Origin of the sequence: Blautia sp. BCRC 81119 (assembly GCF_003184505.1) — a bacterium.
GTDB classification, from domain to species: Bacteria; Bacillota; Clostridia; order Lachnospirales; family Lachnospiraceae; genus Blautia_A; species Blautia_A fusiformis.
Window position 1 is genome coordinate 1 of record NZ_QJHD01000032.1, and the last position, 26,677, is coordinate 26,677.

Annotated in this window: 23 protein-coding genes and 1 pseudogene; 2 read left to right on the plus strand and 22 right to left on the minus strand. The window is 49.5% G+C overall.

What is annotated here, in order from left to right; all coding sequences use genetic code 11:
- The first annotated feature begins 179 nt into the window (after positions 1 to 179).
- Complete coding sequence (locus DMI82_RS16660) at positions 180 to 1,592, plus strand: ATP-binding protein (protein WP_110104023.1); 1,413 nt, start codon at positions 180 to 182, stop codon at positions 1,590 to 1,592.
- A gap of 73 nt (positions 1,593 to 1,665) precedes the next feature.
- Here DMI82_RS16660 and DMI82_RS16665 read toward each other — a convergent pair whose 3' ends face one another.
- The 14 genes and pseudogenes from DMI82_RS16665 to DMI82_RS20380 all read right to left on the minus strand — a co-directional run bounded on the left by DMI82_RS16665 (position 1,666) and on the right by DMI82_RS20380 (position 17,961).
- Positions 1,666 to 1,965, minus strand: a complete 300-nt coding sequence (locus tag DMI82_RS16665) for a CD1845 family protein (protein WP_097772891.1) — start codon at positions 1,963 to 1,965, stop codon at positions 1,666 to 1,668.
- The gene (locus DMI82_RS16670) at positions 1,962 to 2,264 is read right to left on the minus strand and encodes a hypothetical protein (RefSeq protein WP_015529855.1); all 303 of its coding nucleotides are present in this window, start codon (positions 2,262 to 2,264) and stop codon (positions 1,962 to 1,964) included. Before DMI82_RS16670 ends, DMI82_RS16665 begins: the two co-directional genes overlap by 4 nt.
- 151 nt (positions 2,265 to 2,415) lie before the next feature.
- Positions 2,416 to 2,754: a plasmid mobilization protein gene (locus DMI82_RS16680; RefSeq protein ID WP_110104024.1), complete on the minus strand. Its 339-nt coding sequence runs from the start codon at positions 2,752 to 2,754 to the stop codon at positions 2,416 to 2,418.
- A gap of 2 nt (positions 2,755 to 2,756) precedes the next feature.
- A complete protein-coding gene (locus DMI82_RS16685; RefSeq protein ID WP_110104025.1) occupies positions 2,757 to 3,563 on the minus strand; it encodes a DUF3848 domain-containing protein in 807 nt (268 codons plus the stop codon).
- Between the two features lies 1 nt (position 3,564).
- Positions 3,565 to 5,247 carry a helicase-related protein gene (locus DMI82_RS16690; RefSeq protein WP_442857651.1) on the minus strand — a complete coding sequence of 561 codons (1,683 nt, stop codon included), beginning with the start codon at positions 5,245 to 5,247 and terminating at the stop codon, positions 3,565 to 3,567.
- Between the two features lie 73 nt (positions 5,248 to 5,320).
- A complete protein-coding gene (locus tag DMI82_RS16695) occupies positions 5,321 to 5,509 on the minus strand; it encodes a transposase (protein WP_110104026.1) in 189 nt (62 codons plus the stop codon).
- Positions 5,510 to 5,627: 118 nt separating this feature from the next.
- Positions 5,628 to 6,893, minus strand: a complete 1,266-nt coding sequence (locus DMI82_RS16700; protein ID WP_110104027.1) for a plasmid recombination protein — start codon at positions 6,891 to 6,893, stop codon at positions 5,628 to 5,630.
- Between the two features lie 180 nt (positions 6,894 to 7,073).
- Positions 7,074 to 8,096: an AAA family ATPase gene (locus tag DMI82_RS16705; protein WP_242981861.1), complete on the minus strand. Its 1,023-nt coding sequence runs from the start codon at positions 8,094 to 8,096 to the stop codon at positions 7,074 to 7,076.
- Entirely contained in the window at positions 8,083 to 8,268 is a 186-nt protein-coding gene (locus DMI82_RS20375) for a hypothetical protein (protein ID WP_242981862.1), read from the minus strand. Before DMI82_RS20375 ends, DMI82_RS16705 begins: the two co-directional genes overlap by 14 nt.
- Before the next feature lie 249 nt (positions 8,269 to 8,517).
- Positions 8,518 to 9,036 (minus strand): ClbS/DfsB family four-helix bundle protein, encoded by a 519-nt coding sequence (locus DMI82_RS16710; RefSeq protein WP_110104029.1) that lies wholly within the window; start codon positions 9,034 to 9,036, stop codon positions 8,518 to 8,520.
- 174 nt (positions 9,037 to 9,210) lie between these two features.
- Positions 9,211 to 9,582 carry a TnpV protein gene (locus DMI82_RS16715; RefSeq protein WP_110104030.1) on the minus strand — a complete coding sequence of 124 codons (372 nt, stop codon included), beginning with the start codon at positions 9,580 to 9,582 and terminating at the stop codon, positions 9,211 to 9,213.
- The gene (locus tag DMI82_RS16720; RefSeq protein WP_110104031.1) at positions 9,507 to 11,630 is read right to left on the minus strand and encodes a recombinase family protein; all 2,124 of its coding nucleotides are present in this window, start codon (positions 11,628 to 11,630) and stop codon (positions 9,507 to 9,509) included. The genes DMI82_RS16715 and DMI82_RS16720 overlap by 76 nt, the downstream gene beginning before the upstream one ends.
- Positions 11,631 to 11,698: 68 nt before the next feature.
- Positions 11,699 to 17,689 (minus strand): annotated as a pseudogene (locus DMI82_RS16725) (SNF2-related protein); the annotation flags it as partial.
- Complete coding sequence (locus tag DMI82_RS20380; RefSeq protein WP_442857652.1) at positions 17,617 to 17,961, minus strand: TnpV protein; 345 nt, start codon at positions 17,959 to 17,961, stop codon at positions 17,617 to 17,619. The gene DMI82_RS20380 and the pseudogene DMI82_RS16725, both read right to left, overlap by 73 nt.
- A gap of 166 nt (positions 17,962 to 18,127) precedes the next feature.
- Between DMI82_RS20380 and DMI82_RS20385 the strand changes: the two genes are divergently transcribed.
- Positions 18,128 to 18,727 carry a hypothetical protein gene (locus DMI82_RS20385; RefSeq protein WP_242981865.1) on the plus strand — a complete coding sequence of 200 codons (600 nt, stop codon included), beginning with the start codon at positions 18,128 to 18,130 and terminating at the stop codon, positions 18,725 to 18,727.
- Between the two features lie 96 nt (positions 18,728 to 18,823).
- On the opposite strand, the gene DMI82_RS16730 is transcribed toward DMI82_RS20385, so the two are convergent.
- The 8 genes from DMI82_RS16730 to DMI82_RS16765 are packed head-to-tail and all read right to left on the minus strand — an operon-like array spanning position 18,824 to position 26,662.
- Positions 18,824 to 19,039, minus strand: coding sequence for a transposon-transfer assisting family protein (locus tag DMI82_RS16730; protein WP_003526257.1), 216 nt, complete (start codon positions 19,037 to 19,039; stop codon positions 18,824 to 18,826).
- Between the two features lies 1 nt (position 19,040).
- The gene (locus tag DMI82_RS16735) at positions 19,041 to 22,409 is read right to left on the minus strand and encodes an LPD28 domain-containing protein (RefSeq protein ID WP_110104033.1); all 3,369 of its coding nucleotides are present in this window, start codon (positions 22,407 to 22,409) and stop codon (positions 19,041 to 19,043) included.
- Positions 22,410 to 22,415: 6 nt separating this feature from the next.
- On the minus strand, positions 22,416 to 22,694 hold the full coding sequence (locus DMI82_RS16740; protein WP_004798047.1) for a hypothetical protein: 279 nt from the start codon (positions 22,692 to 22,694) through the stop codon (positions 22,416 to 22,418).
- Positions 22,691 to 24,799 carry a type IA DNA topoisomerase gene (locus DMI82_RS16745; protein ID WP_110104034.1) on the minus strand — a complete coding sequence of 703 codons (2,109 nt, stop codon included), beginning with the start codon at positions 24,797 to 24,799 and terminating at the stop codon, positions 22,691 to 22,693. Before DMI82_RS16745 ends, DMI82_RS16740 begins: the two co-directional genes overlap by 4 nt.
- Positions 24,786 to 25,469 carry a hypothetical protein gene (locus tag DMI82_RS16750; protein ID WP_004797797.1) on the minus strand — a complete coding sequence of 228 codons (684 nt, stop codon included), beginning with the start codon at positions 25,467 to 25,469 and terminating at the stop codon, positions 24,786 to 24,788. Before DMI82_RS16750 ends, DMI82_RS16745 begins: the two co-directional genes overlap by 14 nt.
- Positions 25,466 to 25,660, minus strand: coding sequence for a hypothetical protein (locus DMI82_RS16755; RefSeq protein WP_110104035.1), 195 nt, complete (start codon positions 25,658 to 25,660; stop codon positions 25,466 to 25,468). The genes DMI82_RS16750 and DMI82_RS16755 overlap by 4 nt, the downstream gene beginning before the upstream one ends.
- Positions 25,657 to 26,421: a DUF4366 domain-containing protein gene (locus DMI82_RS16760; protein ID WP_110104036.1), complete on the minus strand. Its 765-nt coding sequence runs from the start codon at positions 26,419 to 26,421 to the stop codon at positions 25,657 to 25,659. Before DMI82_RS16760 ends, DMI82_RS16755 begins: the two co-directional genes overlap by 4 nt.
- Positions 26,411 to 26,662 (minus strand): DUF4315 family protein, encoded by a 252-nt coding sequence (locus tag DMI82_RS16765; RefSeq protein ID WP_006777886.1) that lies wholly within the window; start codon positions 26,660 to 26,662, stop codon positions 26,411 to 26,413. The genes DMI82_RS16760 and DMI82_RS16765 overlap by 11 nt, the downstream gene beginning before the upstream one ends.
- Positions 26,663 to 26,677 lie beyond the last annotated feature (15 nt).

Genomic DNA, 26,677 nt, shown 5'->3' on the forward strand with positions numbered 1-26,677 from the left:
TGGATGATTATCTGCCTTGGAATCCTCTTGTAAAAGAATTCTGTCGATAACCGTTGACCTTTTAGTATAAAAGGCTGACGGTTATTTTTCTATACACTGTTTTATTTGACGCTTACGAAATAAACTCTCCTTATGGGTATAATATAAAGAAACTACCAATACCTCAAAGGAGGGATTTTATGATAGAACAGCTCATTGCTGAAGCAACCGAATGTGATTTCAAAGTTGCTCTCGAAATAAAAAAGCCAAAAAGCTGGTTAAAAAGTGTCAGTGCCTTTTCCAATGGAATTGGCGGCACTCTGTTTTTCGGAGTCTCCGATGACCGGGAACCTATCGGCTTGTCCGATGTTCAAAAGGATGCTGAAGCGATCAGCCGCTTAATCAAAGAACGTATCACACCATTACCGCAGTTTATCTTAAAGCCATTGCAGGAAGATGGTAAAAACCTGTTGGCTCTGGAGGTTTCTCCTGGCCGCAGCACCCCATACTATTACAAGGCAGACGGAGTAATGGAAGCATACATCCGTGTTGGAAATGAAAGCGTAATTGCACCGGATTACATTGTGAATGAACTGATCTTAAAGGGAACCAATCAGTCCTTTGATACCCTAACAACAGACGCGGTAAAAAAGGATTACAGCTTTACACTTCTGGAAGCAACCTATCTGGAACGGACTGGTCTCCGCTTTGAGCCATCCGATTATGTCTCCTTCGGTTTGGCTGACAAAAATGGGTTCTTGACCAATGCCGGAAAGCTCATGACCGATCAGCACACAGTTTATAACTCCCGTATGTTCTGTACCCGGTGGAATGGCTTGGAAAAAGGCTCTATCTTTGATGATGCGCTGGACGATAAAGAATACGAAGGGAATCTGATTTATCTACTGAAAAGCGGCAGTGAATTTATTCGCAATAATTCCAAAGTCCGTTTTGTCAAAGAGGCACAGTATCGTGTAGACAAGCCGGATTATGCTGAACGAGCTGTGACAGAGGCTCTTGTCAATGCGCTTATCCATCGTGATTATATTGTGCTTGGCAGCGAAATCCATATTGATATGTTTGATGATCGGGTGGAAATCACATCTCCTGGCGGTATGTTTGGCGGCGGCTCAATTCAGGAATACGATATTTACAGTATCCGTTCCATGCGGCGAAACCCTGTGATTGCTGACCTGTTCCACCGCATGAAGTACATGGAACGCCGTGGAAGTGGCCTACGCAAAATCGTCAGTGAAACCGAAAAGCTACCTGGATATACAGCGGCATATAAGCCTGAATTTTCCTCAACAGCAACAGATTTCAGGGTCATCTTGAAAAATGTAAACTACAACTTAGAGGATGACACCCACCAAGTTATCCACCAAGTTACCCACCAAGATATTGAACTATCAACGGTGTCCAAACAGATTTTGGCTTTTTGCACAACACCAAAATCCAAGAAAGAGCTTGCAGTATTTTGCGGCTTCAAAGATTTAAGAAACTTCACTTTGAAGCATATCAATCCGCTTTTAGAATCCGGGCAATTAGAAATGACTATTCCCGATAAACCTAAAAGTCGCAATCAAAAATATATTACAGTTCGTTCCGAATAAACAGAGAAGCAGGGCAGTGGGTCTCATCTCCCATTGTCCTGCTTCTTTTCATTCCAAATTATATTCACATCATTTACCCATACACCCAATCCTGGATCGCAAATTTCAAACTCTGCACCTTGCTCAGCAGCCAGATCGCAGCCAGCGGCAGCCCCATCGGGCTAATCAAAAATGCCATAACCAGCAAAATCACACCATTCTGCGGGGAATAGGTAATCAGCACAGCCACGCCAAGCAGAGCAATTACCGTGCTGAGTAGACCAAGCACCAGACCGGATATGTAGATCAGCCCCGTGCAGAGCCAGACAAAAAGCGTCAACACCAAAATGACCGGTGCAGTTACGATCATTAGCAGACATTTCAAAATCTTCATTTCTGTTCCTCCTTCCAACGCTCCAGATACTGTTTGCATAGGGCATCCGCTTCTCTCTCATCATCTTCCGTCACTTCCCGTTTTCCTTTGGTCAGTTCAATCTCCAGATAAGTCCGGTAATCATCGGCTAAGAGGTCGAACAGTTCCTTGGGAGTATGGCACACCTCGCCAGAGCAATAGTGAAAATCTTGGTCAAATTCAACTCTTACACATCCATGGCGGCTGATATAAACTTCTATGGTCTCGTCTGCGGTTAGGTAATCCGCAAAAATCTCCAGCACCTTTTCAAAGGTCAGCATCTGTTTTCACTCCTTTGCTACGCTTCTTATTCTACTCATATTATCCGGTACGGACAGGCAAAAGACAAGGATACAGACAAAAAGAAAAAGCGGAGGAAGGTGCGGCGAAGAAACGCCGTTCCTCCCTCCGCAAATGGAGTATCTATCCCTGTTATGAAAGTTTGGAGAGTTGGGTAAGGATTTCCTTCACACCCTCCCACAGTTGTTCCTGCCGCTGGGATATATCCTCCAAGTCAGCATTATAAACCCGCCCGGTCTCATGCACTTTGTGGGTCAGCTGGTTCAAGTTGTTGCTGCTCCGGCGCAGCAGGGATACCAGCTCCTTCAGCTCTGGCAGTTCCAGCTTGACCACATAACCATCCAGCGCCATTTTCCGCAGATAAGCGCTCAAATTCTCTGTCCCGTATTGCTGCATCTTTTGATGGATCAGTTCCAGTTCTTCTGCGGACACCCAAAACAAAACCGGCACATCCCGCTTGCGCTTTGCCATGGTTATCGCTCCGGCTCCCGTTTTTTCGGGGTGGCAGGCTTGCGGGCAGGCGGTTCCTGCTTGAGCTTTTGCAGGACAGAGCTTTTCTGCTGTTCTTGAGCGACTTTTCGGAACTGTCTGGTGAACAGGTCGGTCAAACCGGGATTGACCTGATCTACCACCAGATAGGCACAGTGGCGGGAAGCGCCGCTGTCCTCCAGCGTAGGAATGGTTTTTGCCCATGCTTTATTGTCCTGAGAGATACGCCCGTCATAGTTCTTGCGCTGGATGGTGTTGGCAAGAATAAACTGTACCCGTTCCGTCCCGAACTTTTCCAGCACATCTTTGACCGCAGCCTCCGTATCCAGCCGATTCTCTGCATAGTGGGCGCTGATGGTCTGCGCAATGGCTTCTTTGCAGGCGCTGTTCGCCTGATATGAGAGGTTGTACTGTGCCATTTCCCCATGCTCGGACGCATAGGCAGCAGAATATGGATAGACCGGTGTTGTTCGCAGTTCCTCTTTGGCTCTGCACACATCGTCGGCACGGCTTTCAATGCTGTCCCGGATCACACCCATATAGCCGGTCTCCAGCTTTTCAAAATAGCGGTACACATCCGTCAATGGAGAGGGAGATTCCAAAAGTGCCTGAGCCTGGGTGTCGGTCAACTCCAGTTCCTCCATTGCCATCACGATGTCCTCGCGGATGGTGTACTCATAGGCATGGTTTAAGACTTCTTCCGGGGGCTGGCTTTTCAGCCAGTCCCGGAACTTGTCCTGTTCGGCAGCCATCTTTTCATAAAGAGCTGTATTCAGATCGTTAGTATTCATGTTATCGCACCTCCTCATGCTGTTTTGGTTTCTTGTCTGTACTGCGGGGTTGCACCGGGCGTTTTAGGTTATCCAGCACCGAAGGCCGTGTGCTTTTGGCAACAACAGACTCGGTGTGTGCCTGCCCCTTTCCGTCGATGTTGAGCAGGGTATCCAGCTCCACCAGACGGGCGTTTTTGCTTCTCAGTTCTTCTTCATAAAGGAATGGCTTTCCGACTTCCTCCTTTGCGGCAGCCTGCTGCTGATAGAGGTTATCCAGCTGGGCCTTTGCCGCCTCCAGACGCTGGGGCATCTGGGCGAGGGCATTGTCGATACGGGTAAGATTTCCGCGAGGGTCTGTACCAAGGGTTGCCCGGTGGGTCATCTGTCCTTTCAGCAGGAGCGTATACTCCTGTTTCCATGCGGAAAATTCCACGGATATGGCATAGCCCCGGTAGCTGCCGATCTGCACCGGATCGGAGGTTTTGACCTCCTTGCAGGCATCCAAAAGGGCTGCACCGGCGTTCTCCTTATCGGTCAGCAGGTCGCCCCGGATCTCCATACCGGCAAAGCCGTTCTCCGGGTGCGGGTGAGCTGCCAAAACCTCCAGGTCAGATTCAAAGCCCTTGATAAAGCCCTTGTGTTTTTCAATCTCCTCCGGGAAGTATTTGAGCAGCTGGTCCTCCAGACGATATTGCTTGCTCTGGTGGTCGGCTTTCATCAGCTTCAGGCGGGATACCTCCACATCCAAATCCATACGCTCCTTGATGCGGGGATCTCCGGCACACAGAGCCTTGATCTCGGCAAAACTCAGGGCGGTTTCATCCACATCATCGCAGGAGCGAACCGGACTTTTGCTGGTCATGATCTGGCTGATAAATTTCTGCTTGTTCTCCACCGTCTGCCAGAGGTATGCGTCAAAAGTTCCTTCTGTCACATAGCGGTACACATGGACAAGGGGGTTCTGGTTGCCCTGGCGCTCGATACGGCCCTTGCGCTGGGCAAGGTCTCCCGGTCTCCACGGACAGTCCAGGTCATGAAGTGCCACCAGACGGTCCTGCACATTGGTGCCTGCGCCCATCTTGGCGGTGCTTCCCAAAAGGACACGAACCTGACCGGTACGGACTTTAGAGAACAGCTCCTTTTTCCGCACTTCGGTATTGGCTTCATGGATAAAAGCGATCTGGTCGGCAGGCATCCCCTGGGCAATGAGTTTCTGACGAATATCGTCATATACCGTAAAGACCGGTTCCTGCTCCGGCAGAGGCACAGCGCCTTCCAGTGCGTGAAGCAGTGGATTATCCAGCGTTTTCGCCGCCTTGCTTACAGGAGCTTTTGCCTGCGGGGTAGAAATGTCGCAGAACACCAGCTGGGTCAGCTTGTCAGCTTTGCCGTCCCGCCAGATCTGCATGATGTTGTCCACGCACTGATTGACCTTTGTTCCGGGTTCATCCGGCAGCATCTGGTTGACGATCCTCTGGTCAAGCCCCAGCTTGCGGCCATCCGAGGTAATCTTGAGCATATTATCCTGGGACGGGTCAACGGTTCCGCTGTGTACCAGCGATGCGCGCTCCGAAAGAGCCTTGACCATTTCCTGCTGATGTTCGGTGGGTTGCGCCACGATGTTGTGGTACTCCACTTCCGGGGTAGGGAGATTTAACTGGTCGGCAGTCTTAATGTCGGCCACTTCTTTGAACAGGTTCATCAGCTCAGGCAAGTTAAAGAACTTGCTGAATCTCGTTCTTGCCCGGTAGCCGGTGCCTTCGGGGTCGAGTTTGTCAAGATACTTTTTGTGGATTTTCTAAATTAAACGATTTGTCCGTAAAGAAGCCGCCCAAAACCTCGTGCTTGCAGATGTCCTGAAACACCGTATTCAAAGGCTTTTTGGCCCTTTCGGACTGCTTTACATTTACGATGAATGTTGTCTTTCCAATTCGCTGTGAATAAGAATATTTCTGTTCTTTCATATAGTCCGTTCCTCTCTTTCATAAAATTTGATTGCTGGGCATTCACATTAGAACACCTAGTAACCGCAGATTTTCAATATATCAAGAAGTCATTAAGTCGTGAGTATAATGGAAAAGGTTATCTTTCCATACCACGCTTACTCCTGCGAGCCTTGATACGCTCCTGCCTTTCTTTTTCCCTTGCTTCTTTTTCGGCTCGTTCCTGTGCTTCCTTAAAAGAAAAAAGTTGCTTCACTTTTTCGGTAAAAAGTTTAGCAACTTCAGGAAAATGCTCCAATGCTTGAAGAAAAGGTCTGCACTTTTCTTTCAGCTCGTTGTATTTAGTTTTCATTCTTTCAAGTGCGTTTGCACAGTCAAAATATTTCTGTCGGTAATAATTGGCACTCTGTTTTAATTCATTGATTTCCGCACGACTTGTAATGCCCTCTTTGGCAAGGGCGGTCAGTTGGGAATAATCCTCTTTGGAGATTGCCATTTTACCCGTGATTGTTTTCTGCCCCATACTGTCAATCTCGTTATAGGTTTTGGAAACATTATGGGCAGGTTCATATTTTATTTGTTCACGCTGAATATGCTTCTGTAACTGCTCCAAGCGTTCTTTGTCCTGCTTGATTTGATATTGCAGGGAAGTCAAATGCTCTGCGGTACTTCCGTATCCGCCACGCTGAAAGCCTTTGAAACCTCTTTCTGTCATATGATTGAACAACTCATCTTGCAGAATACTGTATGAAGCTCGGAACATCGGCTTTCCGTTTTTTCTGAGAAGCGGATTGCCTTTTTCATCGGTCAGTGGAATATCCGATTTCCATTTCTTTGAATGGCTAATTTGATGAACAACTTCCTTAACCGTTCCTCGCAGTTTTTCATCTTTGCAACGCTTACTCCATAGGATTTCTTTTTCCACCACAGGCAGAACCATAGCGTGAAGATGATAGTGATAAACCTCTTTTCCAAGTTCCTCGGTTGCCGCTACATTGATTTCATCAGCGTGCATTACAGCCGATATAACATTGTCAGCACCGAATTTTTCCTCGATGAAATGATAGGCTTCTTCATAAAACTGCTTTGCATACTCATAACCGCCGTTACGCTCGAAGTACATCGTATTCACATCAATCACAATCTCGTTAAAGAGTGTAGCGTCTTTCCTCAATCCACGAAGCGACACCAGACCGTCGTTTTCCATTTGCTTTAACTGTTCCATATAAGTCTGAGCAAAAGGCTTTTTGAAATGCACATTAAAAGGTATGCGTTCCTCAATGACATTCATATTTTCGTAGGTTTCATTTTTGCGTTCGTTATGCCTTTCCGCCTTGCTCACATCAGAAGCGGAATACTTTTTTACCCTTGCACAACTCATATCCGCCTTGTTTTCTTTCGCCATTTTCGTTCTCCTTTCTCGGCAGGGCGAAGCCGTTACACAACATTCTTTGAATGTGTGTAACCCACTATGACACTTTCAGACTTCGTCTGCAAAGATGTCGTGGGCAAGGGTGTTCCCCCTTGACCTCCTTTGATACCTCAATCATAAAAACAGACTGTCCCATCAGCAGACAATCTTTTTTTATTCTCTCGGTATATCGCCCATCGGCAAAGACCAATACCACAGAAAACCTTTCTTCGTTGAGATAACTCCTGCGTTTTTCTTTGCCTTTTTGATGGTCGATTTCTTGAACCCTGCGGCTTCAAGTTTTTCTTCACAATCCGAAGAAAGCATTTCTCCGTCTTTCAGCATTTCAATCAGAAATGCTTTTGCCTTGACTTCCTTATCGTTCGGTCTGCCAATTTTCGGGGCAAAGGATTGAAACGCTTCTTCTGCTGTCATTTCCATTTCGGAAATGAAGTCCACACCTTTCTCCGATACCTCAAACAGAATAGCAGAACCAGTCGGAGCAAGGTTGGATTTTACCTGCACCAAATATCTTTCCGCAGGTGCTTCTTTGTTCGGTGTGCGTGTGATTGCAAGAATGCTTCTTGCGGCACCCGCAATGTCAATCGAACCGTTGGTACGGTACAGAGGATTGGTATCCCTCATCTTGTTCATATGAGCGATAATCACAATCGCACAGCCCGTATCTTTCGCAACTGCTATCAGATGGTTAAACTCTGCTCGTGTTTCGTTAGCATTGTTCATAGAGCAGTTCTCTCCGATATAGGAACTCATCGGGTCAAGAATTAAAAGTCTTGCGTGGTACTTTTCGATTGCTTCTGCAATGCGGTTATCTCCAAAAGATAAGGTTTTTTCATCTTCCTTGATGAAGATAAGGTTTTCTCCATTGCCACCGGCAGAATTAAATCGGGGTACTACCGTATCGTCTGCGTCATCTTCCGTTGTCTGATAGATGATAGTCATAGGCTCGGTTTCTTCTCCATCAGTAAAGGGAAGTGGTTCTCCCTTTGAGAGCAGGGCGGCGATTGATAACATCAATTTGCTTTTCCCATCACCGGGATCGCCCTGCAACAGCGTAACCTTGCCGAACGGAATATACGGATACCACAGCCATTTCACTTCTTTCGGCTCAATTTCGCTTGCCTTGATAATTTCAAGAGGTACAGTTACATTCATTTCATTTTCAATCATTTTCATATTTCTTTGTTCTCCTTTTCGATAAATATTTTGGGCAATGCACCACAACACAGCGAAAACTCTGCTTACAGTCATTCCTGCATTTTCTGCAAAGCTCGTTGTAGGTAATGCGGTTTCGGTCATTCAGAAACAATGCCCACTCTTGTTTCCGTTTCTTGCTCATTCTCGGCATATCAATCCACCTTTCCAGTTGAAAATAGAAAAAACCACAGGGAAGATACATTAAGCCTTGTTTGTGTCATTTCTCGGGGCGAAAATCGGGGTAAATATCCCTTTCTAAGCCTTTCAAAAAATCACATAAGGTATTTGCACTAACCTGTGGTTATGTATTGAATTGTGGGTTTTGGGTAACAAAAAGCACCGTATTGCTACGATGTTTTTTGTTGTTCATATTCTATTTTTGATACTGATAAACTGGAAGTTATAGTGCTATCTTTTTCCATTTTCTAATCTTAGTTCTAAATGTTCCGAACGGAGCAACCGTGTTAACATGTATAAACTTGTATACTTCCCAGACCGCTGTTTTGGTTGCTTCATCGGCCCACTTTCTCATATGTGGCTCGAATAACTCTTCGTCGCTTAATGAGTCAATCATTTCATAAATCGAATTAATATTCTCTCTCAGCATATCTTTCAACTCCTGCAACGACAGATAAGCATATGTATCTGTAAACCATTGATATAATTCGCCAAGCTGATTCCACTTGAAATCATCCGAAGGAGTCTTGACATGAAGACCATTTCTTTCGTCTGATTCCCATTTAAGAACAAGAGTTGTCCAGCCAACCTGGTAAGCAAGATTTTCTGCTGGAGTTCTGTCAACTTCCTCAACTCTCTTATCTTTTAATGATTCCGGAATAATATCAAATTCTGAAATGTACTTTGCAAAACTTTTATTTATCTCGTTCTTAAGTTCATCTTTATTCTCGTATGTTCTCACTAGTCTATCTCCTCAAATTTCGATTTGTCGCTCACAAGCAAAAGCATTATACCACATCTTTACGAATTTTTCTACCACTTCGACTATACTCACAACTTAATGACTTCTTGAATACTTGCCGAAAAAGAAAAACTGCCATCGACTGACAGCAGTTTTCTTTCGGTTGGTACTCCGTTAGGAATACACAATGTCATTCAATACAATCTCGTCTGCACAGGCTCGAATGTTATTCATCTTTCCAACCCAGCGGAGCATATCCCTTGCTTTCAGTTCTTCTGTTACACCTTGCTTTCTTGCCATTTCCTTTATCAGATACTCTGCCATATCACGAGCCGAAGTATCAATTTCAGCAAGGTGTTCATATAACTTTCCGCTTGTCAGCAGAGTGTAATATAAAACTCGTTTGTGTTCTTTCAAATATCGCTCTCGCATTCTTCCGTACTTTGAGAGCAACGGCTTTTCTTCTGCGGTCAGGCAGGGGTAGTAATAATCTCCGACAAGTTCATATCGGATACCCGTTCTTTCGTCTGTGATAAATCTTTGCATTGCGGCTTCTCCTTTTCTCTTTTATGGTGGTAAAACTCCAAGGTTTTCTTATTGTGATTTACCCTTTGGCATTCTTCGGAGCAGAATTTCTGTTGGCTGTGTGTAGGCCAATAGGAATTGCCACACACAGCACATTCACGCTGTCGATAATAATGATTTCCTCGTTCTGCTTCTCGGTCGGCTTTCTTTTCGTCTTGCCTTGCTTGATAGCAGCATTCCTTTGAACAGAACACCTGTCGGTTGCTTGTCGGGATAAATTCCTTATTGCAATAAGGACAAACCTTTGTCTTGACGACCTCGCCACCGTTTTCAGCGATTTTCTGTGCCTTTCGCTTTTCTCGGTAGGCTTTTTCACGCTTACGCTGTCTTGCCAAGCGTTGTTGTTCTTCCTGCTTTTTCTGTGCTTCTATCTCGGCAAGTTCTTCTTCGGTATAGGCAATATCCACTTGACCGACATAGTTAAAATAAATATCGACCTTTTGTGTTCGTGCTTTTCCCACACCCTCTGCTTCATAAACCACAATCTTATCAACAAGTTCATTGAACATTGCATCGGAGATTTCCGTAGGATTTTTACACTTGCGTATCAGCGAAATGAAATGCTTAATATCAACGGAATTTACTTTTTCTTCGGCAAGTTCTGTTTTCATCGTTTCCATTTTCGTTTCCAGCTCAGCCTGCTCGTCATCATATTGTTTCATAAGTTGCTTATACTGTCTTTCGGGAAGTAAACCCGATATGAGATTTTCATACAAGCCACGAACAAGTGCGGAAAGTTCGTCATAGCGTTTCTGACAGCGTTGCAGTTCCGATTGATTGTGTTTCGGCTTTTCCTCCTGTTTTTCATTCCAAAGAGATTGCAGTTCCAAAGCAAAGGCTTGTTCATCGTTCAGAACAAATCTCGAAAAGCGTTTGACAGACGATAATATCAAGGCTTCAACATTATCGGCACTAATCGAATGACCTGTGCAACTGTTCACTCGGCTTGCATATCCACCGCAACGGTAAGAATACTGCACAGAACCGTCTTTTTTGCTGTAATGCGTTTGCAAAGTCATTCTTCTTCCGCAATCGGCACAATACAAATATCCGCTTAAACGGTTGCTGTGCGTTCCCCAAGCCGAAGCACGATTTACTCTACTCCTGCGTTTCTGAACGCTGTCCCAAAGTTCCTGCGATATGATAGGCTCGTGGGTATTATAAAACACATACTGCTCATCTTCATCGGTAGTCTTTCTCTTATGCAGTTTGAAATTGGTGCTGACCGACTTTCTCAAAACAGTATGCCCAAGATATTCCTGTCTGCTTAAAATCGTTCTAATGGCAGATATGCCCCAAATATAAGGGTCTGCAAACTTAATCCCGTTGTACTGTTCGGGGTGATATTCCTTTGCATATGCGGCAGGAATTAAAACCTTTTCTTCGGTCAGTATTTCCGCTATGGCTCGTGGACTTTTGCCCTCATTGGCAAGCAGAAAGATACGCTTTACCACCTCAGAAGCCACAGGATCAACAACAAGCGTCTGCTTATCGCTCGGCAGTCGGTTATACCCATAAGGGATTGAACCGCTACAACGCTTTCCGTCTTTCATTCGTGCGTCAAATACAGCCTTGATTTTATTGCTCGTGTCTTTGGCATAAAATTCGTTCATAATATTCAAAAACGGAGCAAAGTCATTATCCGAAGCATTGTTGCTGTCAATGCTGTTGTTGATTGCAAGAAAACGAACATCTTTTTGCGGAAACAGAATTTCCGTATAAAATCCGACTTGCAGATAGTTTCGCCCTAATCGGCTCATATCCTTAACAATCAATGTTCCGACATTTCCTGCTTCAATTTCCTTAATCAACGCTTGAAAGCCGGGGCGATTGAAATTTACACCCGAAAAACCATCGTCAGTAAAATGGCGGATATTCTCAAAGCCATTCCTACGGGCATAATCTTCGAGGTATTTTTTCTGATTGGTAATGGAATTACTCTCGCCATTCAGGTCATCATCTCTTGATAATCTCTCATAAAGTGCTGTAATTTTTGAAGTCCTTGACATTCTCTTAACCTCCTTCCTTATGTATTTTCAATTTAGGACAGTTAATCTTATCGTCCTATTAAAGTATAGCCCTCCGGTGCCAGCTCCAATGCTGTGACGGTCTCCCCAAAGCGGGAAGCCCAGCAGTCGAAGTGGGTCATGTTCAGCTCTTGCAAGCGTTCATACTGAAGGTAACGCTGCATGGTGTAAAGCTCGGTCATGGAGTTGCTGACCGGGGTGCCGGTGGCGAAAATCACGCCACGGTTTCCGGTGATCTCATCCATATAGCGGCACTTGGCAAACATATCGGAGGATTTCTGCGCGTCCGATGTGGAAAGACCAGCCACATTCCGCATTTTTGTGTATAGAAACAGGTTTTTATAGTTGTGGGCCTCGTCCACAAACAAACGGTCCACACCCAGCTGCTCGAAGGTTACCACATCGTCTTTTCGCCCCTCGGCTTGCAGCTTTTCCAGTCTGGCTTCCAGAGACTTTCTGGTACGCTCCAGCTGCTTGACGGTAAAACGCTCGCCGCCGCTGGCCTGCACCTCTGCGATGCCCTCGGTGATCTCGTCGATCTGCTCATAGAGAAGCCTTTCCTGGCGCTCCCGGCTGATGGGGATACGCTCAAACTGGCTGTGTCCCATGATGATGGCGTCGTAGTCACCGGTCGCAATACGGGCGCAGAACTTCTTGCGGTTATGGGTCTCAAAGTCCTTTTTGGTTGTGACTAAGATGTTGGCAGAAGGATAGAGGCGCAGAAACTCCGATGCCCACTGCTCAGTCAGGTGGTTGGGAACCACAAAGAGAGATTTCTGGCACAAGCCCAGGCGTTTGGCTTCCATCGCAGCGGCCACCATCTCAAAGGTTTTGCCCGCGCCTACTTCGTGTGCCAGCAGGGTATTTCCGCCATACAGCACATGAGCGATAGCGCTTTTCTGGTGTTCCCGCAGGGTAATGGCCGGGTTCATGCCGCCAAAAGTGATATGGCTGCCATCATACTCGCGGGGACGGGTAGAGTTCATTTCTTCGTTATACTGGCGTACCAAAGTCTGGCGGCGCTCCGGGTCTCTCCAGATCCAGTCCCTAAAGGCTTCCCGGATAGCCTGCTGTTTTTGGGCAGCCAGAGTGGTCTCCTTGGCGTTTAGTACGCGGCGCTCTTTTCCGTCTGCGTCCTCTATGGTGTCATAGATACGGACATCCCGCAGGTTCAGGCTGTCCTCCAAAATCTTATAAGCATTGGCACGGCTGGTTCCATAGGTAGTGTAAGCTGCCACATCGTTGTAGGATACAGAAGATTTCCCCTTGATCTGCCATTCAGCAGTAAAGGAGGAATAGTTGACCTCAATGCTGCGCTGGAGATAAAACGGGGTGTTGAAGGTCTCGTACATAAACTGCTGGATGTACTCCTTGTCAATCCAGGTAGCGCCCAGACGCACCTCAATTTCCGACGCATCCAGGTCTTTGGGCTGGGCGGCGGTAAGAGCTTCCACATTGACTGCAAAAGAAGGGTCCTGCTGTGCCGCCCGCTGCGCCTGACGCAGTTTTCGGCGTACATTGCCGGAAAGGTATTCATCAGCAGTCACATAATGGGGCGTTCCGTCCTGCTCCAACTGTCCCGGTACACGGAAGATTACGCCTTGCAGCTCTCCAGCCAGTGCTTCTTTTGTTTTTCCGGTAAGCTGGCTCATATAGTCCATATCCACGCAGGCTTTTTCCGAGATGGACACCGCCAGTGCTTCACTTGCCGTATCCACCACAGCCACCGCCTGATGGGGCTTGATGGTCCGCTTGGTGAACATATCTGCCTTACGTTCCAGTTTCCCGTCCTCGTCGATGACTTCCAGCGCACAGAGCAGGTAATAGGAAGAATCGTCTGCATAGGCCAGTCGGTTTGCACGGTCATTGATAAGGCCATATTTTGCAGAAAAGCTATCATAGAGGCTGTTCAGTTCCGCCTGCTTTTGGGTAATGGTGCTGTCTGGAACCGCTGCATCCATCTGAAGGTCGATCAGTTCCTGCACACAATCGCGCAGTCCCACAAGACCTTTTACGCGGGCTTCTGCGGTGGTGTTGAGATTCGGGCGCACCATGCGGCTGTTTTCCCGGTAGTACACCTGCCCGTCTACAATGGCATAGGAATAGTTCTTCACATTAGGATCGGCAGGAATGGAGGTGTCAATGGCTTCGCCTTCGCCCAGCTCCGGCAGCTCTGCCTCCTGATAAGTCCCATGAATGTACTTCACAGCATCATGCAGCTGGTCGGAAAGCTCCAGCCCCTCAATGGGATTCACGGTGTAGTCCATGCCATGGGCGGTGCTTTCCGGTTCCTGTCGGCCCAGCACCATTTCCGGGTGGCCCAGGAAATAGCGGTTGATGGCAAAGCCGTCCTGCGTCTGTCCGGTCTGGGTCCATTCCGGCACGATGTCCAACGGGCGGTCCCGCTTTTGGAGGAAGATGATGTCCGATACCACCTCGGCACCGGCATTCTTTTTGAATGCGTCATTAGGCAGACGGATAGCTCCCAGCAGCTCAGCACGCTGGGCAAGATAGCGGCGCACGGTGGAATCCTTGGCGTCCATGGTATATCGAGAGGTCACAAAAGCTACCACACCGCCGGGACGCACCTGATCCAGTGCTTTGGCAAAAAAATAGTTATGAATACTGAAATTCAGCTTGTTGTAGGCTTTGTCGTTGACCTGATACTGACCAAACGGCACATTGCCGATGGCAAGGTCAAAGAAGTCACGCCTGTCGGTGGTCTCAAAGCCGCCTACTGTGATGTCCGCCTTGGGATAGAGCTGCTTTGCGATGCGCCCGGAAACCGGGTCCAGCTCCACGCCGTACAAATGGCTGTTTCGCATTTTCTCCGGCAGCATACCAAAGAAATTGCCCACACCCATAGACGGCTCCAGAATATTTCCGGTCTCAAATCCCATACGGTCCACCGCTTCATAGATGGCCTGAATGACCGTAGGGCTGGTGTAATGGGCGTTTAAGGTGGAGCTTCTGGCGGCGGCATATTCCGACCGGGTCAGCAGTTCTTTTAGCTGGGCATACTCTAAAGCCCATGCCGGTTTCTCTGGGTCAAAGGCATCTGAAAGACCGCCCCAGCCCACATAACGGGAAAGAATCTCCTGTTGTTCGGGGCTTGCCTGCTGTCCGGCAGATTCCAGCTCTTTCAGCAAACGAATGGCATTGACATTTGCCTGGAACTTGGCTTTTGGACCGCCTTCACCCAAATGCTCATCGGTAATGCGGAAGTTCTGTGCATTGCGGCGCAGGTTAGCCTTGTATTCCTCATAGGAGGCTTCCTCGGCAGCTTTGGCATTGGGGAAGGTCTGCCACTGGCCGTTGACCTGAATGGAAACCGGGTGTTCATCCAGCACTTCCTCAAAGGTTTTCTCCGGCTCTGTTACAGGGGCTGGCGGCTCCGGCTCCTCAATATGCAACCGTTCCACCACCACATCATAAGGTAGATGGTTCTTATCGCCCGGATAGACTGCCACGGTCTCGGAATGAAAGGTCAGGGATTCAGCAGACGGTTGGGGCTGTTCTTGTCCAAAGCCATCCAGCTGACGGGCATACATCCCGCGCAGCAAAGGCGCAACCTCATCCCAGCGGAAATACAGCACAGCCAGACGCTTTTCCTCTGCATCCATGACTTCCAGCTCCATGCCCTGTGTCGTGGTACGGTAATCGGCAATATCGCCGTTCTCCAAATCCAGCGTCTCAATCTCACGAGGATAAGCCCTGCTCAGCCAGTAGGCGATCTCACTGTTGCTCCTGCCGGATTGAAGTAGCGTGGAAAGCTGCTGTTTATCTGCTTCATCCATCAGTCCATGGGACAATACATCCCGCAAGTCTTGATCTGCCTTGTCCGGGTCAATGGGAAGAAACTCGGTATAGTAAGCATTGCGGAGGTCTGCCCGAAGCAGCTGCTCGAACTGTTCTTTGCGCTCTGCCCGATAGATGGGATATACCATGCCGGTGGGCAGAAGCTGTACGGTGTCATCCCTCAGCTCGGTGATCTGATAAGCGTCATCCTCGATATACACGGTATCACCCACGGCATAAACCGGGGCGGCAGGGTCATAGGAGGTTCTTTGCGGAGTTGGGCGGCGAACTGCATCATATTCCTCATCGGAAATGGAAACATCGGAAGTCTGTTCTGTCTCGGCAGCTGCGATCTGCTCGGCATCCGACATCACCTGCTGGATAAATGAGTCATTGTCCAGTTTTTCCGGGTCTGCCACCTGTCCGTTGACGATCCCTCTTTCCTCCAGAGCTTCCCGGATGGCAATAGGGTCGATATTGTCAAAACGATCCTGTTCTTCTTCGGTATAGAACCGGTCCTCCTGAATAAGCTGGGCAAGCCTGCGCTGTACCTTCGGCCAGGGCAGCTGTGTTTCCTCCGGGCTTCCGGCACGGACAACGAACGGGCTGTTGCCGCCACCGTATTCCTGAGCCAGCCATGCAGCGGTATCCTTCTCTCTTGCATGGTCTTTCATATAGCGGACGACAGCGTGTTTACTCTCGATATTGCCGTTCCAAACACAGAGAGCTTTGTCAATATCCTCCTGAGAAAGAGGGCGCAGAAGCTCATGGAGCTTTGAATAGGTTTCGTCGATCACTTCCCGGTGCAAACGCTGGCGGAACTCCGGCACATCCGAATAAAGGCGGATCAGCTCCATATCCTTAGAGCCAAGAACCGCACGGCGCACAGCGGCATTGCCCTCGATGACAGCATTTTCACGGTCGGAATGACCGCAGGCATTTCGATATGCCACATCCTCAGATATGGCGGCAGTCACCACAGGCTTATACTGCTCAAACTGCTCCCGAAGGGTAGGCTTTGGCGTTTCTTCCTCTATCTCCGGCTGCTGGGCATGAATGGCATCTTCTTCTGCCAGATCCTTTTCAGCCTGGATCTTGTCATACTGCGCTTGTTCCTGTTCGGTAAGATAGCGGCCTTTCTGGACAAGTGAGGTAATGCGCTTGGCAACCTTTTCCCAGTTCAAGTGAACATCCGGGCAGTCCTGCTTTTTATAGTGCAATCCTTTCCCGTCGTGATCTTCGCCGCTGTGTGTAGCACCGGACAGTGCATGAGAGCGTCCGCCAATGCCATACTCGTCTTTAAGGAATCTCACTTTTTCCTTATCCGTATGGTTTTCCATGAAGAACGCATAGATACGGCCTTTTCCTCCGGCAAAACTGCTGCCGCCGGTCATGGCGGCGTCGATCTCATCCTCGGTAATGAAATGCTGGACGGTTGGCACTTGGGAAAGGTCCGAAGAAAAAGTTCTGCGTGGCAGGTCAAGATCCTTCAGGTTCTCCCAGATTTCCCTTGGCCTATGGTAATGAAAGCGCAACAGGTCACGGTCCTGCTGATAGGCAGTCCAGAAGGCAGCGTATTCTTCCTTTAGGGTTTGGCGGAAAGCCGGGTCACTCAGCTGCTCGGCAAGCCATGCAGTTTCTTCCGGGAACCCGGTTCTCTGAATACCGGACAGACAGGACAGATACCCGGAATCTCTGGCTTTATCGCTGAAATCGTGGTACAGATGCCAAAGTTTTTCTGCAAGGAGGGAGCGTTCATAGCCTGCCGCTTCTGCAAGCTCCACATTGGAGGCAAACTGGCCACTTTCCAAAAGTTCCCCGATGCGCTCTGCGGCACTCTCCCAGGAAATGACCTGGGCAGACCTGTCATAACGGACAGACTTCCCGTGGGAAAGATGGATACCATCCTCGGCATACCATGCGCTCACGCTGCCAAGGCCGTTGCCGCCGTGGTACAGCGTTTTCAGTATCTCGGCAATCTCAGCGGTGGTTTTTTGCTTTTCAAAGGCTGCAACCACACGCTCCCTCTGACGATCTGTATTGCCTCCCAAACGCAGCACATGGTCAATATCATTTTGGGCAAAAGAAAAAGCAGAGGATGTATGCGCTACATTCTCTGCTTCATCTATGGATTGGATCTGTTCCGTTTCGGAGAGGAACAGGTTTAGGGTCAGCTGTTGATAAGCTCCGCCATCAGGATCTCCTCTGCCTGGGCTTTGCAGGTGTTCATCAGGCCCACCCACTTCATGGGATCGCTGGCTTTCAGTTCCTCGGTGGCTCCCGCTTCCTTCGCCAGCTGGGGCATCACCTGTTCCAGTCTGCTCTGGGCGGTCTCGTCGATCTCGATGAGGTGCGGGTACAGCTTCTCGCTCAGCAACATCTGGTTGTAGAGGATGGGACGGTGCTCCTTCAGATAGGTTTTCCTCATCCTTCCGTACTTGCCCAGGGGTTTCGACCGCTGCTGGCTCAGCTTCAGGTCGGGAATCAGATAGTCTCCGTTCTGGATATAGCTCATGGGATTGTTCATCTTGTTTGCTCCTTTCTTGGTTGGCTTCACGCTCTGCATTTCGGACGGTGACGCCGATCTGCCGCAGCACCTGCTGGTTGATCTGGCTGACCGCTGTTCCTAACGCCCCGATGGTAGACGGGGTGTTGAAATCAAAGATCGCCATGAAATCTTCGTGGTCGAAGTAGCGTTCCGGCTCCAGTCCACAGCGGGACATCAAAGCGTAAGTGATGCTGACGGTGGCGGCTGCCTTGAACTGCACTCCGATGTTATACTCATCATATTCCTCCAAAAAGGAACCGTCAACGATATAGAAGAAGTCCTGCTGATGCTCCGTCCAGTATTCCTCGGCCAGTTTTCCGGCTACCTCCGTGAGCTGTCCGGCAAGATCATCACCGGAAACATCATAGGTGCGCTCCAGCATGGCCTGCACGGAATCCAGATGGCGCTCCTCCAACTGCCACAGCCAGGGAGTGCGGGAATGTTCACGGGTTCCGGTATCGGAAATGTCAAAGACATAACGCAGGCGAGGTCTGTCCCCGGAATCGTCCACCAGAGCGATCCCTTTGGAACCGCGCCTTACATACCGGCCCATCTTTTCATTCCACAAATCGTACTCCGCACAGGCGGTGGCGTCCGGTCGCTGGGCATAGATCATCAGCTGCTCATGGAACGGGTACTTGTAAAGGCGGGAAGCAGTAGTGAGAAACCCTGCCCATTCCTGCCAGCTCCCCGTGAGCTGTGTTGCCACCTTGTCCGCCATCTGTGCATATAGTTCAGCTTTGGTTGGCATAGTGTTCTGTCCTCCTTTCAGTTTTGGGGTAAAAAGGCGGGGTGGCAGATCGCCACCCCATCCCTGCGGTTATGTTGTTTACTGGTCAAAATCCGGGTACAGCTCCAGTTCGGCAAACTTCTCATCAGTCATCGCACAGAGCTTCGTAAGAGCGCTGTCGGTCAATTCCCTCAGTTCCGTTTCCTCCGGCGAAAGCTCGCCGCGCATCTCACGCAGACTGTCAATCAGCCCAGTGCGGCTGCCGGTATTGTAAATGCACATCAGGTTCATTTCCTCAAAGGTAAAGTTTCCCATATCAAATCTCCCTTTCCGCACTCTTTTTGGGTGCTGTCTTTTTGTGTTCTGTCTTGGGCTGGCTTTTCAGCTGCTCCATGACGGACTTTTTCTTTTCCCGTTCCTCCCGATGGGCAGCGGCAGCCAGATCCATCAGGGAAATGGGCTGACCGCTGCGGGCCTGCTGTTCCAGCTCTGCCACCGTAGGCTCTTTTGCGCCATTGTTGATGATACCGTCGATCATGCCGTAATCGTCCTCCACGTCCATCTCCGCATTTTTCAGCGGATTTTCCGGCAGGAATCCGGGGATCTGGGTAAAACCAACACTGTCACAGTAATGACAGGATACCTTACCATCCTGCTTGATCGCAACGATGTCGCTGACACTCATGGAGGGACTGTGAAAGTCCACGGGCTTTTCCAGATTGAATTGCTGATAGAGTTTTTCCAACTGCTCCGGCACCGTGCCAGACGCACTTAGCGGAGCTGTGTAAATGAGGTCATAATTGCTGCGGTCTATGGAAATGTCATGGGACTTTAACCAATCCAGATTCATAAAGCGCACATTCTGCGGATCGTCACGACTTACCTGATAGATGGCAAAGCAATCTCTGTTCTGAGAGAGAAATGCCTGTTCGCGTTCCTGCTGATGTTCCTGACGCTCCATGACCTTTTCGTGGAACTGAGGGCTTTTCTCCCATTCCTCATGGTCCACACCGAAAAGACCGCCATGATCCATGATTTCCTGCGGATCAAACACCATGCTCTCCGTATTGTCCTCATGCAGCACATAGACGGTCAAACCGGCGGCATCCAGTTCCAGCGCCCGTTCTCTGGTAACAGGGAGCATCCCATCATAGGAGTAGCCATATTCCTGCATATCCGGTGTGGAGACCTGCTCATCAGGCATGGGGTATTCATCCAGTGCCTGCTCCTGTGCCTCCGGCAACTGGGAAGAAGCAATCATCTGACTGGTCTCTGCCTGCATTTGCTGATAGGCCGCTTCCTGCAAGGTCTCAATCATGGACATAGGAGCGTGTCTGAGCGAAGTGCTGTCCAGATTGTTGTCATCACAAATCTGGAGAACTGCATTTTTGCGGGAAAGCTCCGGCATATCCAGCTGACCACCATCCAGCTCTTTCATGGATGCGGCATCGTAAAGGGTATAGTCCCATCCGCTGTCACAGGACTGGATATGAAGATAAGTGGCATCGTTGATCAGAAACAAAGCCTCCTGCTGGTTGGCATCCGCCCCCAGCACTTCCATTTCCGGCATGGCCGCAGCCAGTTCCTTTACCGCTTTTTGCACCAACGGATTATCACGGTAATAGTCGATTGCCTGAATGGTGTCCAGGTCAATGGTCTGTCCAGTCAAAATCGGAAACGGTCCTTCATAGTCGCTTCCATCTTTCAGCTCAAACCCAATCCCTTTGACCCCGTTCATTCGCTCTGCCGGAATTTCCTGATAGATGCGGACCGCCTCCTCCAAAGACAGGTTATCGTGATATTCTCCAAGGTTTGAAAACTCCATGCACTCTGCCACATAGTAAGTCAGATTGCCGGTTGGCTGCTCTATCGGGGCGGTTTCCGGCTCTGCCTTTGCATGGGGATCAATCCCACGCTCTTTGCATATTTCCTTATAGTGGCGCTCAATGTCAGAGATCAAAGTGCCGGAGGTCTTATTGATGGTCTCCAAACTGGCTCTCAGCTCTTTCAGTTCCTTGCCCTGACTCCAGCTTGCAATATAGCCGAAGCTGTTTTCTCCGGTCTCAATGCCAAAATATTTGCAGACCGCATAGGAGATGCTTTCAGCCTCCACTTCCTCCGTGTGGCGGTCTTTCCTCTGTTCTTGCAAAAACTGGGTGAGGGTAGAAAAGCCGCCAACAAAATTCAGCCCTTCTTCCTCGGTCAGCATCAGGCGTCCATCTTCCGCCAGCTCCAGCGGCTCTGTCAGCAGAACGGAACCTGCATGGTTTACAACCACTTGTTCTTCTACACAGACCGGCTCTCCGGGGTCGTAGTCAGAACCGCGCAGGTCATAGCAATAAACGCCCTCCGGCAGATTATCACGGACAATCCGCCCATTGGAGAACAGACCGGGTTTATCAAACAGATTGATCTCCTGATATTGCTCGTCATTGGCAATCTGAATCTTTTTCTGATTGTGGAGCTTGCTGTGGGCAATCTCGTGTACTGTGGCCGAAACCGTCTGCACCTCACTCATGCCCTGACGAATGGCGATTTTCTGATGATCGGCAGAAAAATAGCCGTCCGTATCGGCGGCCATTGCTTCAAAAGTGATTGGCACCGGCGCACTGCGGCGCAGAGCCTCCATGAATGCCTCATAATTTGGCACATTTCCGGAAAGGGAGGAAGCAAGCTCCGGCAAAGGTTTCCCGTCGGTCTGGCTCACATCAAAAACCTTGACCGGGCGAAACATGGGGATCTCGATTTCTTTTTCCTCTGTGACGATCTTTCCGTCTTTATCCAAAATCGGAGCCTTGGTATCCGGGTCCAGCTTCTGCTCCTCGATTTTCTTCTTATACGGTGTGGGGGCGATGATGGTAATGCCATGCTCGCCCTTTTTTACATGACGCTCAAACTGGTCTTTCCACTTATTGTATCCGGCTACCAATGTAGCGTCCGGCTTCTGCATATAGATGAGCATGGTGTTGTTTACCGAATAGCGGTGGAAGCGGGACATGACGGACAGATAGCGCATATACTTTTCACTCTCAAACAGTTCTTTGATGCCCTGCTCGATGCCATCTATGATTTCCCTTAGCCGTTCTCGGTTGGTGGGTTTGTTCTCAGCCATGATTTTCAATCTCCTTTCCAAGTGTGTGATTTCTGCTGTGTGTTCTGCAATCCATGCCTTTTGTTCTTCTTCACTTTCATAAAGAAAAAGGTCCAACAGGTACTCTACATAGGTTTTCTTCTGGATTGCTTCCACAAAACGGGGGTGCGGTTCTTCCTCCGGTGTCCGGGGAGAATTGTCGGCCTCCCATTTTTTCAGCAGATAGTAGTAATCGGACAGTACGCGATAACACCGCTGCCGGTCCTCCCGAAACTTTTGTGCCTCTGTTTTTTGCCGGACATATCTCCTGCGGGGAGGGGCCTGACTGTCATAGATCAGGCCAAAGTCCTGTGCCAGTTTCTCCGCCGCTTCTTTTGTGGAGAGGTCAAAGAGCTTTGCGGTAAAGTCGATCACATCCCCATCTTCACCGCAGCCAAAGCAGTGGAACCGCTGGTCTACCTTCATGCTTGGGTTCTTATCATCGTGAAAGGGACAGCAGGCCATGCCATTTCGTTTGACCTCGATCCCATAAAACGCTGCCGCTTCTCTGGTGCTGACCGACTGCTTGACCGCTTCAAATACATTCTCTGCCATGTGCCTTTAACTGCCGGACTTTTTCACAGGGGGCTGGTATCCGGCGGCTTTCGCACGCTCACTGGCAGCTTTGCGACGCTCGGCGCTGTATGGCTCCCGGACTGATACACACCGCTTGGGGACGGTAAAGTTATGGGCGTCCTTTCGGGTGATCTGGTCGGGGTGCTTTTTTGCCAGCAGTTCCAGCTTCTCCATCAGACGGGGATCGTGGGTGTAGACCTCAGCCATTGGTTCTGCCTGGTTATAGAGGAGAATGGTTTCCCGTTCCACTAAAGAGAGCTTCATCGGCTGCCTCCTTTCCGCTGGTCAAATTCCAGCTTGAAGTTGGCGTACTGTCCATCATCCTCCAAAACCACAGCGGCATCGTAGGTCTTTCCGGTTTTCTCCGAATATAGGCCCGTCACACGGACACGGCCATCGTTCAGCAGTGCAGACACCACAGCCTTGGTCGGCTGTTTTTTCTTGGTAGCCCACCATTTGTTATTTTTCCAGATTGCAAATTTGCAAGAATCATTCTGACAGAAGAAGCCTTTTTGCAGTTCTGCAACTTCACCGCCGCAGCGAGGGCATTTGCCCACCACCTCACGGGGCGGAGTGAACAAGTACTCAGTTCCCTTGATGACCTGATAAGTCCCTACCAGATCTTTCAGCATGGTGCTGATCCCGTCCAAAAACTCCTCCGGGGCAAGCTGCCCGCGCTCGATCTCGCCCAGTCGGTACTCCCACTCGGCAGTCAGAAGCGGCGATTGCAGTTGTTCCGGCAGCACTGTGATCAGGGAAACTGCATCGTGGGAAGGGAGAAGCTGCACCGTTTTCCTGCTCTTTTTTCGTTCCAGAAAACCGGCAGATACCAGCTTTTCCAAAATACCGGCACGGGTGGCCGGTGTCCCCAGACCTTTTCGCTCGGCATCCTCCGGCATATCCTCTTTTCCAGCAGTCTCCATCGCGGACAATAGGGTGTCCTCCGTAAAGTGCAGGGGCGGACTGCTTTTGCCTTCTTTGACGATTGCAGCAACAACTGAAAGGGTCTGTCCTTCGGTCAGCTCCGGCAGGGCTTTCTCTGCGCCCTCTTTTTTCGGCTCTGCATCCTTCATTTTGGCACGGTAGGCGTCCTCCAGTGCTTTCCATCCGGGGTGCTTCACCGTTTTTCCTTTGGCGGTAAACTCCCTACCGGCACACGCTGCAATCACAACGGTTTCCGAATAGATATGGGGCTGGGCCACGGCACACAGCAGACGCAGGGCCACCAGCTCCAGCACCGCTTTTTCTCCCGCAGGAAGGGCAGAAAGGTCTGCATCCTTGAGATTTCGGGTAGGGATTACTGCGTGGTGGTCGGTTACTTTCTTATCGTTGATGACTGTCTGCGGATCACAGGTAATGGCGATCCCTTTGCAAAACGGCATAGCATTGGCAACCAGATTCACCAACACCGGCAGGCTGTCTGCCATATCACCGGTCAGATAGCGGCTGTCAGTACGGGGATAGGTGCAGAGCTTCTTTTCATACAGGCTTTGCAGATAGTCCAGGGTCTGCTGGGCTGTAAATCCAAGCAGGCGGTTGGCATCTCTTTGCAGAGTAGTCAGGTCATAGAGGGCAGGCGGCTTTTCGGACTTTTCCTTGCACTCCACTTTTTTGATTGTGACAGCTGCATCCTGGCAAGCTTCTTTCAGCTGCTCTGCGCTTGCTCGGTCACTCATGCGCTCCCCGGATACGGTAAGACCGGGCAGCTCCAGCGCCACGGTATAAAAAGGAACCGGCTTAAAGGTGTCGATTTCAGCTTCTCGCTGGACAATCAGTGCCAGCGTTGGGGACATCACGCGCCCGATGTTGAGGGTGCGGTGGTACAGCACGGAAAAAAGCCTTGTGGCATTGATCCCCACCAGCCAGTCGGCCTTGGCACGGCAGAGGGCAGCATCCCGAAGTCCGTCATAGTCCGCACTGGGGCGCAGGTTTGCAAAGCCCTCCCTTATGGCGGAGTCCTCCATCGAAGAAATCCAGAGGCGTTTCATGGGCTTTTGGCAGCCTGCCAGCTCATAGACGCTGCGGAAGATCAGCTCACCCTCGCGTCCGGCATCACAGGCATTTACCACTTCCATCACATCCGGGGCGTTCATCAGCTTTTTGAGAATATCAAACTGCTTTTTCTTATCCTTTCCCACCACCATCTGCCAATGCTCCGGCAGAATAGGCAGGTCATCATATCGCCACTTGGCGTACTTGGGGTCATAGCTGTCTGCATCCGCAAGACCGGCCAGGTGGCCCACGCACCAGCTGACACGCCAGCCGTTCCCCTCCAGATAGCCGTCCTTACGAGCAGTCGCGCCGATCACGGCGGCCAGACTTTGTGCAACCGATGGTTTTTCAGCGATTACCAGTTTATATCTCATCATCTTCAGCCTCCCATTCTTCCCGCACAGGCGTGTGCAGTTTTTTCTCTATGCTGTTTTCCTCATCCAGTAGCAGGTTATAACCAAACCGGTAGTCATAGCGGTACAGTTTCCCCAGCAGGTCATTGATGATGATACGACAAGCCAAAATGACACGGGTTTTATCCACCTGCATCAGCTGGTAGCGTTGATAATTGCTGTAATATTCTTCGTGACGGCGGGTATTGCAGGCGGCATCTTCAAGTAAACTATCTACTGCATCCTGGCAACCATCTTCTTTTTCCCCTTCCATACAGTTCAGAAGTTCCATCATCAAAGGAAAGCTCTGTTCATCCATAGGAGCTTCTGCTGCAAGAAAACCGATCAGAGCAGATAAGAGCAGACGAGTCGCCGTCTGTTCTTGTTCCGTCAAAACGGCCATTGTTTTCTCCGCATTTGGCAGGATCTTTTCTTCCACAAACTCTGCCGCGTCACCGGAATAAAGCTGACGGATAGAATCTATGGACAATGAAACTGTCACGGTATCTAAGGAGAAATCAAAGGGGTCATCTTGCTTTGGCTTTCTCCGAAGTTTGTTTAACATGGTAGAAAGAATGTCGCCGCCAAAATACACGGCGATCACCAGCAGGTCAAAAACAGCAATCAGCTTGATAAATATAATCAGAACACTCATTTTTTTCGTTTCCTTTCTTTGAGCCAGCGTTCCATCTCACGATGGCAGATGCCTACGCAGGGGCTTCCATAACTCCCGCAGCCATAGCAGGGGTGGCTGTGGGGTAAAGAAGGAGGACGGGAAGTTTCCTTCCCGCCCTCCGGCCTGCGTGTCATCATGCGTTCATAGGGACTGTCTGTGAAACGGGTCATTTCACACTGTCCTCATCATCTTCTTCTGTGCTGCCCCCGTCAGCGTCCGGCTCGTCCGACTCCTCATCCTCGGTTTCCCATTCCTCGGAATCCTCCTCGCCATAATCATAATCGTCCAGACTGTCATTGCCCTTGGTCTTAGGCTTGTTCTTAACGAGCTTCAAGTAGGCAAATACGCCACCGCCTCCCAGCAGAGCCAGCAAAAGGACTATCGCAGCCGGGTTCAATCCGGCAGGCTTCTCTTTTTCCGGCTCCGATGTTTCTGCCGGAGGTTCCGGTGCTTTGCCCGTACATTTACTCTTATCAGTTGCACAGACCGGGCAGGCCGTATTGACTGCCCCTGCTTCACATTTTGTCGTGCAGCTACACACAGCAGACGGCTTCTCTTTGACATTTTCATCTTCCATCAGTGCCATCAAATCCGCTTCATCCACCTGGTTCAGAAAGTGAACAGCAGTCTCCTTGTCCTCATTCGCCCTGTCAATCAGGATGTAAAAGTAATTTCCAGCTTTGGTCGTAACAGTAATAAGCTGCTTATTTCCTCCAAAATCATCCACCAGTGCCGCATTCCCCTCCGGTGTAAGTGCCGGTGCTGGTTCTGTTTCTTCCACAATCACGTTGCTATCATTGGTAGAATCCTCTGCCGGTGCCGCCGGTGCCTGTTCTGACCCCTGTGCAAAAGCAGGGATCGTAAAGCCAAATGCCACAACCATTGTTAGGCAAAAGGCGGAAAGTGTTCGGAGCAATCGTTTATTCCTCATAGCTGTTTTCCTCCTGTTCGTTATTGTCATCAGCCAAACTGCCGGGAACTGTGCCACCGGACAGCATGGCGCTCAACTGAGTCGGGGTCATACGCAGAGCGCGCACCATCTGGACGATCTCCAGATTTTCTGCCTCGGTTTTCTGTGCTTCCAGCGCCTTGAGCTTTTCCTGATACTCTGCGATCTTCTCGCGGACCTTTGTAATCTCCTGGTCAATGCGCTCAATTTTGTTCTTTGCCATCGTCTATCACTCCTT

Excerpts from the sequence above, each read along its gene's own strand:
- DMI82_RS16660 (WP_110104023.1), top strand. The coding sequence starts at position 180 with ATGATAGAACAGCTCATTGCTGAAGCAACCGAATGTGATTTCAAAGTT.
- DMI82_RS16665 (WP_097772891.1), bottom strand. The coding sequence starts at position 1,965 with ATGAAGATTTTGAAATGTCTGCTAATGATCGTAACTGCACCGGTCATT.
- DMI82_RS16670 (WP_015529855.1), bottom strand. The coding sequence starts at position 2,264 with ATGCTGACCTTTGAAAAGGTGCTGGAGATTTTTGCGGATTACCTAACC.
- DMI82_RS16680 (WP_110104024.1), bottom strand. The coding sequence starts at position 2,754 with ATGGCAAAGCGCAAGCGGGATGTGCCGGTTTTGTTTTGGGTGTCCGCA.
- DMI82_RS16685 (WP_110104025.1), bottom strand. The coding sequence starts at position 3,563 with ATGAATACTAACGATCTGAATACAGCTCTTTATGAAAAGATGGCTGCC.
- DMI82_RS16690 (WP_442857651.1), bottom strand. The coding sequence starts at position 5,247 with ATGAACCTGTTCAAAGAAGTGGCCGACATTAAGACTGCCGACCAGTTA.
- DMI82_RS16695 (WP_110104026.1), bottom strand. The coding sequence starts at position 5,509 with ATGAAAGAACAGAAATATTCTTATTCACAGCGAATTGGAAAGACAACA.
- DMI82_RS16700 (WP_110104027.1), bottom strand. The coding sequence starts at position 6,893 with ATGGCGAAAGAAAACAAGGCGGATATGAGTTGTGCAAGGGTAAAAAAG.
- DMI82_RS16705 (WP_242981861.1), bottom strand. The coding sequence starts at position 8,096 with ATGAAAATGATTGAAAATGAAATGAATGTAACTGTACCTCTTGAAATT.
- DMI82_RS20375 (WP_242981862.1), bottom strand. The coding sequence starts at position 8,268 with ATGCCGAGAATGAGCAAGAAACGGAAACAAGAGTGGGCATTGTTTCTG.
- DMI82_RS16715 (WP_110104030.1), bottom strand. The coding sequence starts at position 9,582 with ATGCAAAGATTTATCACAGACGAAAGAACGGGTATCCGATATGAACTT.
- DMI82_RS16720 (WP_110104031.1), bottom strand. The coding sequence starts at position 11,630 with ATGTCAAGGACTTCAAAAATTACAGCACTTTATGAGAGATTATCAAGA.
- DMI82_RS20380 (WP_442857652.1), bottom strand. The coding sequence starts at position 17,961 with ATGAGCTATATCCAGAACGGAGACTATCTGATTCCCGACCTGAAGCTG.
- DMI82_RS16730 (WP_003526257.1), bottom strand. The coding sequence starts at position 19,039 with ATGGGAAACTTTACCTTTGAGGAAATGAACCTGATGTGCATTTACAAT.
- DMI82_RS16735 (WP_110104033.1), bottom strand. The coding sequence starts at position 22,409 with ATGGCAGAGAATGTATTTGAAGCGGTCAAGCAGTCGGTCAGCACCAGA.
- DMI82_RS16740 (WP_004798047.1), bottom strand. The coding sequence starts at position 22,694 with ATGAAGCTCTCTTTAGTGGAACGGGAAACCATTCTCCTCTATAACCAG.
- DMI82_RS16745 (WP_110104034.1), bottom strand. The coding sequence starts at position 24,799 with ATGATGAGATATAAACTGGTAATCGCTGAAAAACCATCGGTTGCACAA.
- DMI82_RS16750 (WP_004797797.1), bottom strand. The coding sequence starts at position 25,469 with ATGAGTGTTCTGATTATATTTATCAAGCTGATTGCTGTTTTTGACCTG.
- DMI82_RS16755 (WP_110104035.1), bottom strand. The coding sequence starts at position 25,660 with ATGACCCGTTTCACAGACAGTCCCTATGAACGCATGATGACACGCAGG.
- DMI82_RS16760 (WP_110104036.1), bottom strand. The coding sequence starts at position 26,421 with ATGAGGAATAAACGATTGCTCCGAACACTTTCCGCCTTTTGCCTAACA.
- DMI82_RS16765 (WP_006777886.1), bottom strand. The coding sequence starts at position 26,662 with ATGGCAAAGAACAAAATTGAGCGCATTGACCAGGAGATTACAAAGGTC.